Origin of the sequence: Streptomyces chengmaiensis, assembly GCF_029846775.1 — a bacterium.
GTDB lineage: Bacteria > Actinomycetota > Actinomycetes > Streptomycetales > Streptomycetaceae > Streptomyces > Streptomyces chengmaiensis.
Window position 1 is genome coordinate 22,670 of record NZ_JARWBG010000044.1, and the last position, 16,029, is coordinate 38,698.

14 protein-coding genes are annotated in these 16,029 nt (G+C 71.1%); 7 read left to right on the forward strand and 7 right to left on the reverse strand.

Going from position 1 to position 16,029, the window contains the following annotated elements; translation table 11 throughout:
• Nucleotides 1-147: 147 nt before the first annotated feature.
• On the forward strand, nt 148-1,863 hold the full coding sequence (gene ctaD / locus QCN29_RS28050; protein WP_279931672.1) for an aa3-type cytochrome oxidase subunit I: 1,716 nt from the start codon (nt 148-150) through the stop codon (nt 1,861-1,863).
• A complete protein-coding gene (gene ctaF, locus QCN29_RS28055) occupies nt 1,860-2,249 on the forward strand; it encodes an aa3-type cytochrome oxidase subunit IV (RefSeq protein ID WP_279931674.1) in 390 nt (129 codons plus the stop codon). Before ctaD ends, ctaF begins: the two co-directional genes overlap by 4 nt.
• A 26-nt stretch (nt 2,250-2,275) precedes the next feature.
• On the opposite strand, the gene qcrB is transcribed toward ctaF, so the two are convergent.
• Nucleotides 2,276-3,994 (reverse strand): cytochrome bc1 complex cytochrome b subunit, encoded by a 1,719-nt coding sequence (gene qcrB, locus QCN29_RS28060; protein WP_279931676.1) that lies wholly within the window; start codon nt 3,992-3,994, stop codon nt 2,276-2,278.
• Between the two features lie 254 nt (nt 3,995-4,248).
• Nucleotides 4,249-4,977, reverse strand: a complete 729-nt coding sequence (locus QCN29_RS28065; protein ID WP_279931678.1) for an alpha/beta fold hydrolase — start codon at nt 4,975-4,977, stop codon at nt 4,249-4,251.
• A gap of 379 nt (nt 4,978-5,356) precedes the next feature.
• On the opposite strand from QCN29_RS28065, the gene QCN29_RS28070 reads away from it, so the two are divergent.
• Nucleotides 5,357-5,989: an NADPH-dependent FMN reductase gene (locus tag QCN29_RS28070; protein ID WP_279931723.1), complete on the forward strand. Its 633-nt coding sequence runs from the start codon at nt 5,357-5,359 to the stop codon at nt 5,987-5,989.
• Nucleotides 5,990-5,992: 3 nt separating this feature from the next.
• Entirely contained in the window at nt 5,993-6,394 is a 402-nt protein-coding gene (locus QCN29_RS28075; RefSeq protein ID WP_240136394.1) for a VOC family protein, read from the forward strand.
• Nucleotides 6,395-6,484: 90 nt separating this feature from the next.
• On the opposite strand, the gene QCN29_RS28080 is transcribed toward QCN29_RS28075, so the two are convergent.
• The 4 genes from QCN29_RS28080 to QCN29_RS28095 form a co-directional block, all read right to left on the reverse strand.
• Nucleotides 6,485-7,816 (reverse strand): SPFH domain-containing protein, encoded by a 1,332-nt coding sequence (locus QCN29_RS28080; protein ID WP_279931679.1) that lies wholly within the window; start codon nt 7,814-7,816, stop codon nt 6,485-6,487.
• On the reverse strand, nt 7,813-9,537 hold the full coding sequence (locus tag QCN29_RS28085) for an SPFH domain-containing protein (protein ID WP_279931680.1): 1,725 nt from the start codon (nt 9,535-9,537) through the stop codon (nt 7,813-7,815). The genes QCN29_RS28080 and QCN29_RS28085 overlap by 4 nt, the downstream gene beginning before the upstream one ends.
• A gap of 281 nt (nt 9,538-9,818) precedes the next feature.
• A complete protein-coding gene (locus QCN29_RS28090; protein ID WP_279931681.1) occupies nt 9,819-10,004 on the reverse strand; it encodes a DUF1737 domain-containing protein in 186 nt (61 codons plus the stop codon).
• 106 nt (nt 10,005-10,110) lie between these two features.
• Entirely contained in the window at nt 10,111-10,701 is a 591-nt protein-coding gene (locus QCN29_RS28095; protein WP_279931682.1) for a TetR/AcrR family transcriptional regulator, read from the reverse strand.
• 88 nt (nt 10,702-10,789) lie between these two features.
• Between QCN29_RS28095 and QCN29_RS28100 the strand changes: the two genes are divergently transcribed.
• The 3 genes from QCN29_RS28100 to QCN29_RS28110 all read left to right on the forward strand — a co-directional run bounded on the left by QCN29_RS28100 (nt 10,790) and on the right by QCN29_RS28110 (nt 13,825).
• Entirely contained in the window at nt 10,790-11,218 is a 429-nt protein-coding gene (locus tag QCN29_RS28100; protein WP_279931684.1) for a nuclear transport factor 2 family protein, read from the forward strand.
• Nucleotides 11,215-12,096 carry an NAD(P)H-binding protein gene (locus tag QCN29_RS28105; protein ID WP_279931686.1) on the forward strand — a complete coding sequence of 294 codons (882 nt, stop codon included), beginning with the start codon at nt 11,215-11,217 and terminating at the stop codon, nt 12,094-12,096. The genes QCN29_RS28100 and QCN29_RS28105 overlap by 4 nt, the downstream gene beginning before the upstream one ends.
• A gap of 352 nt (nt 12,097-12,448) precedes the next feature.
• Nucleotides 12,449-13,825, forward strand: coding sequence for an RICIN domain-containing protein (locus QCN29_RS28110; protein WP_279931687.1), 1,377 nt, complete (start codon nt 12,449-12,451; stop codon nt 13,823-13,825).
• A gap of 62 nt (nt 13,826-13,887) precedes the next feature.
• Here the strand turns inward: QCN29_RS28110 and QCN29_RS28115 are convergent, their stop codons facing one another.
• A complete protein-coding gene (locus QCN29_RS28115) occupies nt 13,888-15,879 on the reverse strand; it encodes a transglycosylase domain-containing protein (RefSeq protein ID WP_279931689.1) in 1,992 nt (663 codons plus the stop codon).
• Between the last annotated feature and the right edge of the window lie 150 nt (nt 15,880-16,029).

The following is a 16,029-nucleotide window of genomic DNA, read 5'->3' on the forward strand; positions in this document are numbered from 1 at the left end:
CGTCACAGGACGGCGGTGAACTGATGAAATCCGCGGTCCGCCCGCCAGTCGCGCCGCCCGGCGCGACGGCAAAGCCCCACCATCGGGTCTGGAAGCCGGAAGCGCCCCTTCCGGAGCCGATCACCGCGGAGCGTAACGGAGCGCCAGATGTCGCAGGACCAGCACCAGGCCGTCCCCGCCGGGCGGACTGCGACCGGCAGGCGGATCAGCGCCGGAGTCCGGGTGGCGGGCTGGCTGACCACCACCGACCACAAGGTCGTGGGCAATCTCTACATGGTCACCGCATTCGGGTTCTTCGTGTTCGCCGGCGTCCTCGCGATGCTGATGAGAGCCGAACTGGCCCGCCCGGGCCTGCAGATCTTCAGCGCCGAGCAGTACAACCAGCTGTTCACCGTGCACGGCACGGTGATGATGCTGCTGTTCGCCACCCCGATGTTCGCGGGCTTCGCCAACGCCGTGATGCCGCTGCAGATCGGTGCGCCCGATGTGGCCTTCCCCCGCCTCAACGCCCTCACCTACTGGCTCTTCCTCTTCGGCGGGCTGATCGTCGTCTCGGGGTTCATCATCCCCGGCGGCGCGGCCTCGTTCGGCTGGTTCGCCTACGCCCCCCTGAACGGGGCCGTCTTCTCACCCGGCCACGGCGGGGACCTGTGGGCGATGGGCCTGGTGCTGTCCGGCGCCAGCACCACACTCGGCGCCGTCAACTTCATCGCCACGATCGTCTGTCTGAGGGCCCCGGGCATGACGATGTTCCGGATGCCGATCTTCACCTGGAATGTGCTCTTCACCTCGATCCTGGTGCTGCTCGCCTTCCCGGTGCTCGCCGCCGCGCTGCTCGCGCTGATGTCCGACCGCACGTTCGGGTCGCATGTCTATGACTCCGCCAACGGGGGAGCGCTGCTGTGGCAGCACCTGTTCTGGTTCTTCGGGCATCCGGAGGTCTATATCGTCGCGCTGCCGTTCTTCGGTGTGGTGAGCGAGATCATCCCCGTGTTCAGCCGCAAACCCATGTTCGGCTATATCGGCATGGTCGGCGCCACCATCGCCATCACCATGCTCTCCGCAGTGGTCTGGGCGCACCACATGTTCGCCACCGGCGCCGTCCTCCTGCCGTTCTTCGCCGCCATGTCCTTCATCATCGCCGTGCCCACCGGGGTCAAGTTCTTCAACTGGATCGGCACGATGTGGGGCGGCAGCCTCTCCTTCGAAACCCCGATGCTCTTCTCGGCAGGCTTCCTGGTCACCTTTCTGCTCGGGGGGCTGAGCGGCGTGCTGATCGCGTCCCCGCCGCTGGACTTCCACCTCACCGACTCGTACTTCATCGTCGCCCATCTGCACTATGTGCTGTTCGGCACGGTGGTCTTCGCCATGTTCGCCGGCTTCTACTTCTGGTGGCCCAAATGGACGGGACGCATGCTCGACGAGCGCCTCGGCCGCATCCACTTCTGGACCCTCTTCACCGGATTCCAGGCGACCTTCCTCGTCCAGCACTGGCTCGGTGAGTCGGGAATGCCGCGGCGCTACGCCGACTACCTCGCCGCGGACGGTTTCACCCTGCTCAACTCGGTGTCGTCGATCGGCTCGTTCCTGCTGGGCCTGTCCACCCTGCCGTTCCTCTACAACGTGTGGCGGACACAGCGCCATGCGCCGAAGACCGGCGCGGACGACCCCTGGGGATTCGGCCGGTCGCTCGAATGGGCGACCACGAGCCCGCCGCCGCGCCAGAACTTCCACGCCATCCCGCGCGTGCGTTCCGACTCGCCCGCCTTTGACATGAACCACCCCGAGGTCCACGGCAGACGGTCGGGCGACATCGACCCCTCCGTCCCCACCCCGGACACATTCCAGGGGAGGAACCGATGAGGACCGAAGCAGCCGTGTTCGCCGTAGTCTCCGGCTTCTTCCTCGTCGTCGGCGTCCTGTACGGCGTGTGGTCGCAGGACCCCGCCGGCATCGCCGCCCTTACCGTCGCCCTCCTGATGTCCCTGCTCATCACCTTCTTCTTCGCCGTGAACTACGTGCGGAGGGGGCCGCGCCCCGAGGACCGCAAGAAGAGCGACGTGTCCGAGCGGGCCGGGTCGGTGGACTTCTTCCCGCCCAGCAGCCCCTGGCCGGTGACGACTGCCGCCGGGGCGGCCGTCCTCGCGCTCGGGGTGGTGTACGCCGTGTGGCTCTTCCTGATCGGCCTGGGGCTGGTGATGGCCGGCGTGTGCGCCATGGCCTTCCAGTACGCGGGGCGGGAGGGCTGACACGCCCCGCCGGACCCGGTACGACGTCAGCGCTCCCGGTGCTCCGCGAACTCCGGCGGCCGCGTCCGCTCCGCGATGGCGGCCCGCTGCTCGTCGGTGGCGGGAAGGTCGACGACATCGCCGTAGTACCAGCCGCTGAGCGCGACGCGCAGCCGCCTGCGCCGCGGCGGCCCTCCTTCCCCGGCCCGTGCGCCCTCCCCGCCCTCCCTGCGTTCCCGGGGCGCTCGAGGCTCCTCGAGGCCTTCGGGCTCTTCGTGTCCTTCGAGCTTCAGAGGCGCCGGGACATCGCGCATCAGAATCCGGTACCGGGCCGCGGGCGGAAGCGGCCGGTGGCCCTCCGACAGGCCACCCGACACCGACTGGGTCACCTCACCGGTCTCCACACCCCGGGCGAGCCGTCTGCGGTCCCGCTCCTGCAACGCCAGACAGAGTCGCTTGGCGATCACGAATGCCAGAGGCGGGGCGACCACCAGCGCCACCCGCAGCACCCAGGTGGTGGCCTCCAGGGACAGCAGGAAGCCGAAGGCCACGACGTCGTTGCCGCCGGCGACCAGCAGCACCGCGTAGAAGACGACACCCGCCACGCCCAGCCCGGTGCGCGTGGGAGCGTTGCGCGGGCGGTCGCACAGATGGCGTTCGCCCCTCTCGCCCGTCACCCACCTTTCGGCGTACGGGTAGAGATACAGCACGCCGAAGAGCAGACCCGGCAGCACCAATGCCGGAATGAACACATTCCACATCACGGTGTGGCCCGCGGCCTCGGTCTGCCAGGGCGGCATCAGCCGCAGTGCCCCCTCGAGAAAGCCCACGTACCAGTCGGGCTGCACATCGGTCGAGATCTGATCGGCACGGTAGGGGCCGTAGTTCCACACGGGGTTGATCTGCGCGACCGCGCCCAGCACCGTCAGCACGCCGAACACCAGGAAGAAGAAGCCGGTCGTCTTCGCGGTGAACTGCGGGAACATCGGCTGGCCCACCACGTTCCGGTTGGTCCTTCCCTGCCCGGCCCAGTGGGTGTGCTTGAGGTACACGACCAGGATCAGATGCGCCGCGATGAGCGCCAGCATCAGCCCCGGAACCAGCAGGACATGCACGATGTACAGCCGGGGGAGGATGACCTCGCCCGGAAACTGTCCGCCGAACACCGCCATCTCGAGATACGTCCCGACCACCGGGATCGACCGCACGATGGTGGCCGCCGTCCGCAGGCCGGTCCCCGACAGCAGGTCGTCGGGCAGCGAGTAGCCGGCGAACCCTTCGAGCATCGCCAGCATGAACAGGGTCACCCCGATCACCCAGTTGCCCTCCCGCGGCCTGCGGAAGGCCCCGGTGAAGAAGACCCGCAGCATATGGACGGCGACCGCCGCGACGAACACCAGTGCGGCCCAGTGGTGGATCTGACGGATGAGCAGCCCGCCCCGCACGGAGAAGCTGATCTCCATCGTCGAGGCGTACGCCTGCGTCACGCTCACACCCTGCAGCGGGGCGTAGGGCCCGTCGTAGACGCCCTCGGCCATGCTGGGGTCGAAGAACAGGGTGAGGTACACGCCCGTCAGCAGCAGCACGGCGAAGGAGTACAGGGCCACCTCGCCGAGCAGGAACGACCAGTGGTCGGGGAAGGCCTTGCGCATCAGCTGCCGGGACAGCTCGGCCACGGGCAGCCGGCGGTCCGCGCCGGTGAAGCCGCCCGCCGCGGCGGCGCGGGCCCGCTCCCGCATCCGGGCCCGGTGCCTGTGAAGGAGCATGCGCCACTCTCCCTGTCCGCGGTCCTGCCCGCAGGACGTCCGCCGCCGGTTAGCGCTCCATGGGTAACCGCCGGCGTGCCGGCTCAACCCCCCGCGCCGGACGGTCACCCCTCATCGAGTCGAGGACTTCCGGCCGTCTTGCCGTCTCCCCCGGCAGCCCTTCGGGCGCGGGGGCGCCCGAAGGCGCCGGACCGTGCTCCTCGACGGGCAGACCCCTGCCTGTCGCGGCATCCCCGGCGGGTCCGGCGCCGACGTCAACCGGCAGCGCCAGCATCCGCCGTACCCGCCCCGGGCGCCGCGTCGAGCAGGATCCGCGCCAGCTCGTCCGGCTGGGAGAACATGGGCCAGTGGCCGGTGTCCGCCTCCACCAGCCGCCAGTGCTCGCTCCGCAGCAGCTCGCTCACGACCGGGTTCGGCTCGGGGCCGTCGAGCAGGCACTTCACATATGTCGCCGGCAGCTCGCCGAGTGGACGCACCAGCGAGACCGACTCGGTCAGAGTGGCCCCGGGATGCGGTGTCGCGCCGCCCGTGATCCGGGCGATCTGCTCCTCGGTGAGACCCTGCCCCGCGAAGCCGTCCGATGCGAGCGGCGCCCAGAAGCCCCCGTCCCCGGCGAGCAGCGCCTCGAACGCCGCCTGCCCCTGCCACCAGCCGGAGGCGAACGACTCGCCCTCGACGGGCACCTCGGCGTCGACGAACACCACACGGGCCAGCCGGCCGCCGATCCGCGCCGCGGCCTGCCCGACCGGAATGCCCGAGTAGCTGTGCCCCACCAGGACGACGTCGCGCAGCTGACGGCGCTCGACCTCGCCGACGACGTCCTCAACGTGTGTCTGCTGCCCGGCGGGCGCCCCCTGCTTCTCGGCGAGGCCGGACAGCGTCACCGCATGCACGCCATGCCCGGCGTCCCGCAGCCGCGGAGCCACCTCGTCCCACGCCCACGCCCCGAGCCACGCCCCTGCGGTCAATACGAATTCAGCCATGCCGGCAATCTAATGAGGCGGACTGACAACCGGCCCGCCGCACCTGGTCCTGGGGACCCCCAGATCAGAGAGCGTTTCCGGAAAGTCACTCCACACCGGTGCCTGGGCCGGTCCCCAGCGAGACGTACACCTCCTGCACCTGAACCACCCCGCCCGCCGCTGTAGTCCCCTCCGCCCGGGTGCCGGGTGCCGGGTGCCGGGTGCCGGGGTTCCCCGTCCGGCCCGCGTGTCTGCGACGATGACGGGCCCGGAGCACTACGGTGATGCGGGTGACGACCAAGGCATCCGCGCGCCGTCCGTCAAGGGCGCCCGCATGACGTCGGCCCGCCCCCTGCCGAGCGGTGCACAGAGCGGCGCCGCCGACACCTCTCACGAGGCGCTGCGCGTATTCGTGCTGGCCGGCTCCTCCCGGGCGGACTCCCTGAACTCCAGGCTCGCCGAGCTGGTGACCGGGCTCGTCGACCGCAGTGAGGCGGTCGCCGACCTCGCCCACATCCGCGACTTCGCCGTTCCGCCCTACGACGGCGACGCCGAAGCCGCCCACGGGCCTCCCGAGGGCGCCACAGCGCTCCGCGACCGAGTGCGGCAGGCCCATGCCTTCGTCATCGCCTCCCCCGAGTACAACGCCTCGGTGCCCGGCACGGTGAAGAACGCGATCGACTGGGTCTCCCGCTTCCGGCCCCAGCCCTTCAAGGACAAGCAGACCCTGCTGGTGTCCGCGTCGCCTTCCATGGTCGGCGGCAACCGCGGCCTGTGGGCCCTGCGCGTCCCGCTGGAGCACCTCGGCGCACGCGTCTACCCCGACATGTTCAGCCTCGCCCGGGCCCACCAGGCGTTCGCCCCCGACGGCGGTCTGCTCGAATCCGGCCTGCACGAACGTCTGACGGCAACCGTCAAGGCGTTCCTCGAACTGGTCGAGGCCGATACGCGCTACCCCTGTCTGAGGCACCGCTGGTACGAGTTCCTGGGCGATCAGACGAACGCCCCCGTCACCCTTCGCGCCGAGGACTGACCGATGGCCGACGAGTTCCCCGCAGACACGGAGCTGACCCACATTCTGGTCGTCGAGGACCTGCGCCGGGCCGGCGACTTCTACCAGCGCGTCGTCGGCGCCGAGCTCGTACGCGAGTACGGCGGCACCAGCGCCGTGCTGCGGCTCTCCGGGACCTGGCTGCTGCTGGTCACGGGAGGGGGACCGACCGCGGACAAACCCGACGTCACCTTCTCCCCGCCCGCCGACCCCGGCCGGGTCAGCCATGCGATGACCTTCCGCGTCGACGACTGCCGTGCCGCCTACGACACGCTCGGCGCCCGGGGAGCGGAGTTCCTGACCCCTCCCGTCGATCACGGCCCCGAGATCCGCTGCTTCTTCCGCGACCCCGACGGCCATCTGCTCGAACTGAGCGAAGCGCGCTGATGCGTTCCGGCCGCGGGGCGCACAGGGCACGGGCCCGGGCGCGTACCCCGCGGTGCGCGCCCGGGCCCGTGCAGGGACAGACCGTCCCGACTACTCCCCGCCGCCGTCCTCACCCGGCGGCCGGCCGCTGCGGAACTCCACGCCGCTGCCCGAGGGATGAGACGCCAGCCGGGGCAGAAGCTGGGCGGTGACCAGGGTCGACAGCGCCGAGGCGTCGCCGCCCGCGCCGTCGGTCTTGACGACCACCGGCTGCGGCGCCTTCGTGGCGAGCTCGGCGCCCACCTCCAGACGCCTGCACGCCAGCTCGTACTGGAGCACCGCGCGGTTGTCCCGGTAGGCCTGCGCGAGGGCGCGCTGCGCCCGGGCCTCGTTCTCGGCGGAGATCAGCCCGCTTCGCCCCCGTGTCTCGATCTCGAACCGCACCCGCTGGGCATTGGTCTCCTGCTGTTCGAGCAGCTGGGCGACTTCCTCCCGGGCCCGGTTCAGGGCGGCCTTCACCTCCACGATGCGCGCGTCCCGCACCTTCTTCGCCCGCTCGATGTCCATGCCCAGGCTGTCGATGCGGCGCTTGCGGGTCAGACCCCACTCCTGCTCGTAGGCCGTGCGCTCCTTGGCGATCCGCTCGCGCGTCGCCAGATGCTGCTGGTACTGCGCGGGCAGTTGGACGTCAGGGATGTTGGATCCCGTGATGCGCACGCCATAGCGTGACAGTTGGCGGTTGAGCAGCTCCTGCATGTCGGCCACGTCCGAGCCGCGCAGATCGTAGGCGTGCTCGGTGCGCATCTTGCGGGCCCGCTGCCGGATGGCGTCCTGCACCGCGCTGGACAGCACCAGGTCGAAGTTGCCCGCGCCGATGGTGCGTACGAACAGCACCGCGTCCGTGATCCGGAACTTCAGGAAGAACTCGATCGACCGCAGCGGCACGTTCTCCTGCGTCGGGCAGGCCATCACCGGTGCGGAGTACGGGATCTCGGTCGCCGTGTCCACGACGAAGTCGACCCGCGACCAGGGGTGCCACAGATAGTGGCGGCCTGCGTCGAGGGTGCGGGTGACGGCGCCGTAGCGGGTCAGCACACCGTTCGTGCCCTGCTCGATCTCGACGATCGACGACCGCCACCACCAGAGCCCGCCCAACAGGATCAGCAGGACCCCCACGGTGTAGGACAGCGCTGCCAGCGCGCCGTACGCCACATCGGCGGCGCCGTCCGAGCCGGCCTCGCGCACACTCAGCATCACCCCGCTCAGCAGCGCGAACAGCCCGAGCCACAGCGGCAGCATCCACCACAGCCTGCGCCGGTGGCGGGGAATGATCACCGGGATCAGGGTGCCTGCCTCGCCGCCGCGCAGCAGCTGCGCGATCTCGCTCCATGGAGCGACGGCCTCGGAGATGACCGACCGGCGGCCGGTATGTGCGGTGCTCACTGTTCGGCCCCCTCGGACTCGTCGAACCGCCCGAACCGTTCGGGCGCCCCGGTCTGCTCGGCCGCGTCTTCGGCGGTCGCCACCGACTGCTCCGGCACCGCCGCCGACTGCTCCGGCACCGCTGCGGGCGCGGCGGGCACGGTCGGGCGGTCCGCCTCCAGCAGCGCGCTGATCTCCGCCTCGCGGGAGGCGATGCGGTCGGCGACCTCGTGGAGCCGCGCCCGCACCGCCGCCATGTCCGCGTCCGTGAACAACTCGACGCCACGCTCGCCGACGAGCTCACGGGCCAGCTGCAGGAAGTCGACCCCGGCCGAGCCTCCGCCGTCCGCGGAGCCGCCGATCCGCACCAGCCGCGGAAGATGGTCCGCGACCTGCTCCAGGGTGTCGAGCACCTGCTGCTGGTAGCGGTACTCCAGGATTTCCGGCGCCTCGGCCGCGGTCACCGCGCGGATGTCCAGGGCCTGTGCCTCCAGCAGGGCCGCGTTGGCCTTCGCCTCCGACTCGGCCTGCACATACCGCTGGCGGGCGAGCGCCTCCGCGCGGTTGGTCTCCCGCTCCACGGCCGTGTCCATCTGCGCCTGGTACTGGGCGATGTCGGCCTGGATCGCGGACAGCGTCTCCTGGCTGCTCGCCAGTTCCTTGCTCAGGTCGCCCTCGTCCTGTTCCTTGCGGAGCATCAGCGCGTACTCGTGGGTGTACGCCTCCTTCGCCATCCGCACCATCTCCGTGGCCGCCAGGTCCATGCGGTAGTTGCGGTCGGACGGCTCGGCGTGCGTGATGTTGGCGTTGGTCAGCTCCACCGCAGGACGGAACTGCCGGTTCAGCTGCTCCAGCAGCCGCCCCGTGTCCTCGCCCACCATGTCGTAGATCCCAGCGGCCTCCTGCTCGTAGATGAGGCTTCGGATCGTCTCGCTCACCGCGTTGCTCAGCTTCTCCTCGAAGCCGCGCACCGCGCCCAGCGTGTAGACGAACTCGGTCGGGTCGCTGATCCGGAACTGGATGAACAGATCGATCGACGCCTTCACGCCGCCCTTGGTCGGCGCCTCGCGCACCGGCGCGTTGAACGGGTACTCGCGGGTCGTGTTGACGATGTACGAGACCCGCTTCCACGGGCTGAGCAGGAACACACGCCCGGGCCCGACCACCTTCTCCAGCTTTCCGAACCGGGTGATCATCGCCTGGCTGCCGTCCGGCACCATCACCATGCCCTGACGCCACCACACGAACACCACGGCGAGTACCGCGATGACCCAGTAGTGGACGCCGAAGAGCGGGTGGGTCAGCGGGGAGTCGTCCACGGCCGAGACGACCGCGGCGCCCACGGCGCCCACCACGAGCAGCGACAGCACGGGCAGCATGGACAGCAGCGAGCGGCCCTTCGGCAGCACCATGGGGCAGATGGCGTGGACCTGCTCCCCGTCCACGCGCTCCTGTTCGCTGCGGCCCAGCGCCTCACCGGCGTCATCCAGGGCCACGGTCTTCTGGGTCATGACGGTGGCGATCGAGCCGCCCTGTTCCCGCGCGGCCGGGAAGTCCGCCGGGTCCATGCCCTCCTCCTGCGGCTGGTACGGCTCGTCGGCGTCGTCCGCCGCCTGCTGCCGCTGTCCGCCCGAACGCCCGGTGCGCCGCCGCAACTCCTCCTCAGCCGCCGCCCGTGGATCGGTTCCGGAGGCCACCGCCTGGGCGACTCGCCGTAGGCTCTGAGCCCGCGATCGTGCCACGATCCCCCCTCCTTGTCCCTTGCCGTGCCGTTTTTGCCGTGCCGTTTTTCCGGGGGCGTCGTGCCGAGCACCCCCAGCCCACATCCCACACCATGCGCACGGACTCCGGTAAGGAGGGTGCACGGATCGTGGACCACTCCGGCGCGGGACACGCCAGAGCGTGCGCAGGCGGACGCGGAAGGTCAGCGAAGCCCTTCCTCAGGGCGCGCCGCGGACGCTGCCGCGCAGTTCGGTCAGCGGTGTCGCGCGCCGTTCCGCACCGGCCGGCGGCCCCGAGGGCGCTACGGCAGGTGCGGCCAGACCAGTGCCTGGGCGACGATGACTCTCTCACCGTTGAAGGTCACGGCGGGGCCCTCGTGCAGTTTGTAGCCAAGGCCGATGAGCTCGCTCACCCGTTGGCAGAACGCGGCGTCGTCGGGGCCGGTCAGGACGCGGTAGACGGGCAGTCCGTCCGGTGGTGTGCTCATGCGGAAAGGGTCTCAGACCGCCCCGCCGGCCAAGGCGATGGGTCCTCAGGTCAGTGCCGGGCCCGGCGGTCGCCTTCCCAGGCCGTCGTCGGCTCCCGGCGGCAGGTCAGCGCCGGGCGCCGGGGCCGAGGACCGTGGCGGTGAAGCTCGCCAGCCGCTCTCGCAGTTCTTCGCGGGGCGCGCCCCTCTCGTCGGCCAGATATGCGACGAGGTCGGCCCGGGTGGCGGCGAGCAGGGCGTGGGCGGTGAAGTCGGCGTCGGCCGGTCCGGGGATCTGCTCAAGGAGTTCCCGGAGCAGGGTGTGCCAGCGTTCGTAGTGCTCGGTCCGGTAGGGGCTGTCCGCGCCGGTTCCCTCCAGGGCCAGTGCGAGGTGGCGGTTGTCGAGCTTGAAGCACAGGACGGCGTCGAGCAGGGCCGGCACGCGCACCGGCGGCGGGGTGCCCGGCCCCAGGGGCTGCGGGCCCTCTTCGACGGCGATGCTGATCGGTTCGAGCCGCGCCTCGTACAGCGCGCGGATCAGCCCGGTGCGATCCCCGAAGGCGCGGAAGAGGGTTGCCTTTCCGACGCCCGCCGCGGCCGCGATGTCGGCCATGGTGACGCTCTGGGGGCTCTGGCACTCGGCGAAGAGCGCGTCTGCGGCGGCGAAGACGGCCGCCCGGTTGCGCGCTGCGTCCTTGCGTTGTCTGCGCTCGGTCACGCGGTTTCCTCCTTGCGATCCGGACCCGCGGTCCGTATTGTTTACCAAAGCGGACCGCCGGTCCGTATTGTACGGGATGGAGGAATCGATGCCCGCTCACACCTCGCCGGAAGAGCTCTACCGGCACAGCCTGTGCCTGCTCCTCGACAAGGACATTCCCGCCTGGGTCGGCCTGTGGGCCGAGGACGGCGTCATGGAGTTCCCCTTCGCGCCCCCGGGCTGGCCCGCGTGGCTGGAGGGCCGCGAGGCCGTCGCCGCCTATATGCGCGACTACCCGGACCGCATCGACCTGCACGACTTCCCCGACCTGCGGATCCACCGGACCGAGCGCCCGGAGACCATCGTTGTCGAGATGCGCGGCGTGGGCAGCCTGGTCGGCACAGGAGCCCCCTTCGACATGACCTATATCGCCGTCGTGTCCGTCCGGGACGGGCGCTTCACCTCCTACCGCGACTACTGGAACCCCCTCGCCGTCCATGAGTACGGCCTCGACTTCGCAGGGAGCGGCATCCGATGAGCGTCACCGGCGCCACCCTGGTCATCGGGGCCACCGGCACCACCGGCAGCCGAACCGCCACCGGGCTCATCACCGCAGGCCACCGCGTCAGAGCCGCCAGCCGCCGGGCCGCCCGGCTCCCGGGCGCGGAGCCGGTCCGCTTTGACTGGTACGACCCCGCCACCTTCGGCGACGCCCTCGCCGGAGCCGAACGCCTCTACCTCGTCCCGCCGGTCGGCGACCCGGACCCGGCCGCGGTCATGCTGCCCTTCCTCCGCCGGGCCCGCGCCGCGGGCGTACAGCGCGCCGTACTCCTCAGCTCCTCGGCCATACCCGAAGGGGGCCCCGGGGTGGGAGCGGTGCACCAGGCCCTGCGCGGTCTGTTCGGCCAGTGGGCGGTACTGCGGCCCTCCTGGTTCATGCAGAACTTCACCGGCGCGCACCTCCACGCCCGAAGCATCCGGGAAGACGGCGTCATCCTGACCGCGACGGGGGCCGGCCGGGTCGCGTTCGTCGACGCCGACGACATCGCCGCCGTCGCCGTCCGCACCCTGACCGACGACCGCGCGCCCAATGCCGACCTGCTTCTGACCGGGCCGGAAGCGCTCAGCTACGACGACATCGCCACGATCGTCACGGAGACCCTCGCCCGCCCCGTCGTGCACCGGCAACTGACATACGAGCAGATGCGCGACCGCCTGACCGCACAGATGCCGCAGGAGTTCGCCGCGATGCTGGCGGGGATGGACCACGCCATCGCCCAGGGCGCAGAGGACCGCACCACCGACACCGTCCAGCGCGTCACCGGCCGCCCGCCCCGAGGCTTCCGGGTCTTCGCCGAACGGGAGCTGACACGGGGACAGGCCGACGGCCGCGCCCACGACTCGAGAGCCGTGTAGTCGCCGTCAGCCGGACCGCACCGGGGATCGACCCGATGGAGCACGGCAACGCGGGTGAACGCCGCCGGCGTCCCTCCTCCTCACATCTGCGCTGACTGCCGGGGCACTTGACGCCGCACACGGCTCACCTCCACTATTCCATCGCGAAGAGATCAGGAGAGATCACAACCATCGTTCCGGACAGAGCGGTCCATGTCGTCCCGGTCATCTCCTCCTCAGAACAACCACCTCGGAACAACCACCTCAGTGATCAACCCATCGGGCCCGGCCGGCGCGCCTTCCCTTGAACAAGCAGGACCAGCAACACCAGCAAGATCGCTTGAGCACATGCACGAGGAGCACCGTGACCCCGATGGCCGCCGAAGACCCCCTGCTCCTGCGCGCCTTCCGCAGTCTGCATCCGACCGCCCGGGCAGTTCTGCGCCCCGACCTGGCAGGGACATCCGAAGACGCCGCATCAGCCCCCGGGACCGACACGAAGAGCCCCGCCGCCGCCTCCGCGCGACGGCAGCTGAGCGACGCATATCTGAGGTCCTACGCAGCCGAGGCGCCCAGCCGAACCTGCCGCCACCTCACGGCGGTGATGGACGACGCGGTCAGGGGCGGCGTCTCCCACCGCTCCCAGGACCTCGACGTGCACGCCGAAGCCTGCCGGAGCTGCGCCCGGGTCCGCGCCGAGCTGACCGTCGTCCACAGGGCAACTGCGTCCGCCCTCGCCGAAGTTCTCGCCGACGCCGAGAGCGCCGCCGCCGCGCGGACGGAGAGCGCCGCCGCAGCCGCCGCGCGGACGGAGGGCGGCGACGAGAACCCCCCGGCCCCCGGGGATCCGATGCAGGGCGCGACCGCGGCCGCCGGGCGGACCGTCGCGCCGGGCCGCACCCGCCAGCTGCCGGCGCTGGTCGCGGCCTCGCCGTCGCGTGCCGCGGCCGTGGCAGGAGTGACCGTCGCGGCGCTCGCGGCAGCAGCCGTCGCCTTCTCGACCGCCGCCGAGGACACCAGGAGGCCACTGGCCCGCGCGACCGCCGCGCCTCCGGGACCTGCTCTCCCGGCCGACGAGCCTCCCGCGGTCCCACCCGCCTCTCCTTCCCGGCCCGGTGGCGGCGCCTCCGGGTCGGCGTCGCCCTCTCGCACCCCGACCGCTCCTGCAACGACCAAGGCGCCGGCCGCTGCTGCCAAGGCCAACGCCAACGCCAAGTCCAACGCCAAGGCCAGCGCCAAAGCTTCGCCCGCTCCCACTGTGTCCACGCCGCCCCCTCGCCCCGTCGGCTTTCAACTCGTCAACAGGGCCACCGGACTCTGCGTGGGAGTGCAGAGTGCGTTCGACGGAGCGATGCTGCGCCTCGAGGACTGCAACACGGGCACCCGGCAGCGATGGGAGACCGTGGCGGCCGGCTACGGCGCGTACCAGTTCCGCAACGTAGGCACGCGCAAGTGCCTCGACGGCACCGGCGGCGGTGGGAACGTCGTCAGGGTCGTCCAGAACGAGTGCCGCGACAGCTACTCCTCCCAGCGCACCGTTCAGCTGTGGGTGATCAAGCCGGAGACGGATGGCGTCGCCTTCCGCCTGCAGTTCGTGCCCCCCGTCCCCGCAAGCGACTACTCCTCCCACCTCCTCGGCCCGGAGGACTGGTGGCGCGAGAACCCGCCCCGGAAGGGTTCGTATCTCGCCCAACTCCCCAACTACTACAACTCCGAGAGTTTCGTCTTCACCCTGAACCGGGGTGTGTGACGGCACGGTCGGCGCTCGACAGCCCGGCCCCGCCCGATGGAAGAAACGAGATGCACGGCCCCTCACAGGCCGCGGCGCGTGCGCTCGGTCGACGCCTGCTCCCGGTCGGCCTTCATATACGTCGACCACACACGCAGGGGCAGTGTGTCGCCCCTGCCCGCCGTATCCGTGACGGGCTCGTCGAGCGGCAGCAGCCCGCCGCCCTCCGAGTCGCTGCGGAAGACGGTGACGGCAGTCGACAGCTCCTCGCCGTAGCCGACGAACCACGCCGCCGGCAGCCGGTCCCCGTCATCCGTGCGCCCGGCCGCGATGGGTCCCAGACTGCGCAGGGTGCCGGCGTCGACGGCGTCCACGGCGACGTCCCGCAACGCCCGCGTCAGCTCGCGGGCCGTCTGCGGGGCCATCACCTGCCTGCCGCCCGGCCGTTCCAGGCCCTCCAGCGGCGCACCCCGGTAGGTCGCCGAAGCCACCGAGTACGGCGCCGTCCGCCGCCCCTCGCGGGCGAACGTCGCATAGGCCCCGGCCATCCGGATGGCGCTCGGCGTGGACGTGCCCAGCGCGAACGACGAGTCCGGCTCGGCCATGCTGTGCGGCAGCAGCCCCGAGGCGATCGCGACGTTCCGCACCTGACGCGGTCCGACGGCCGAGCCCAGCCGGCGGAAGGCGTCCGGGTCGCCGCGGACCAGCGCCCTGCGAAGCGCAAGAGTGCCGCTCGAGGTGACCTCGTCGACGCCCGCGAGCGGAGGCACGGCGGTGTCGAGCAGCCCGGAACCGGCCACTGCGCGGTCCTCGCCCCTCGCGGCGTCGCCCTGCTCGAGTGCCGCTGCCAGGACGAAGGGCTTGAACGCGGACCCCACCGGCACTCCGGCCGTGTCGGCGTTGCTGGCGAAGTGCCGGGTGGCGTCGGGCCCGCCGTATAGGGCGAGCACCGAGCCGTCTGCGGTCCGGACGGACGCGGCGCCGAACTGGACGTCCCCGTCCGCCGCCCGCAGGGCCGGGTCCAGCGCCTCGTCGGCGGCTCCCTCCACCGCCCGACGCAGCCGTTCCACAGCGGCCCGGTCAAAGGTGGTGCGGATGTGGTAGCCGCCCCTCCCCAGCGCCTCGGGCGTCAGCCCCGCACGGTTCCGGAGATCCTTGTTGGCCGCGTCGACCAGGTAGCCGACCTGCCCCGCGAGGCCGTTGGCCACCTCACGCGGCCGGGGTTCGGGGAAGACGGAGTAGGCCGCCCGTTCCTCCCGCGTCATCAGCCCGAGCTCCACCTGCCGGTCAAGGACGTACCGCCAGCGTGTCTCCGCCCTGCGGCGATGCTCCTCGCCGAGGGCCGGATCGTGCAGGTCCCCGTTCTTGAGGAGCGCGACCAGCAGGGCACTGCGGGACGGGTCGAGCTGCCGGACATCCGTGCCGTAGTACGCCCGTGCCGCCGCCTGAACCCCATAGGAGTTCCGTCCGAACCAGCTGGTGTTCAGGTATCCCTGGAGGATCTGGTCCTTGGACCGGCTCCGCGACAGCTTGACCGCCAGACACAGTTCGCGGAGCTTGCGTTCCACGGACTGCTCCTGGGTCAGGAACGTGTTCTTCACATACTGCTGCGTGATCGTGGAGCCGCCCTGGAGCTCTCCGCCCCGCACGACGTTGACCGCGGCCCGAGCCAGCCCGCTGACGGAGAAGCCCGGGTCGCTGCGGAAGTCGGCGTTCTCCGCGGCGATCGCCGCGTTCTGCAGGGAGAGCGGGATCTCCGACAGCGGGACGCTCTGCCGGTTGACGGGACCCGTGCTCACCATCTGCGTGCCGTCGGCCCAGTAGTAGACGGTGGCCTCGGCCTGCGCGTCGGCGTTCGGGTCCGGGATGGTCGTCGTCGCGTAGACCCAGCCGACCAGCCCTGCGACGGCGGCGAACCCTAAGAGCACAAGACCGAGAAGCTGCCGCCAGGACGGCAGGAAGCGAGCCGGTCCGCGCCGTCCCCGGCGAGGGTAGTCGACACGGAAACGGAGCAGGCCGACCGGGGCGGCGGACCGGCCCGGCGCCCAGGTGCTGCGACCCCTGCGACGTATCACGGTGGAGGACCTCTTTCGTATGGCAAATGCATGTGCCCTCTTTCCTACGAGGCGCGACGACCGCCCGTTCAGGGCTGCCGCTGGTCGGCCGACGCACGCCGGGGCCGGGGAAGGCGTCGCGGGCCAGGCTCTCCGGCCTTGTGCCGTCAG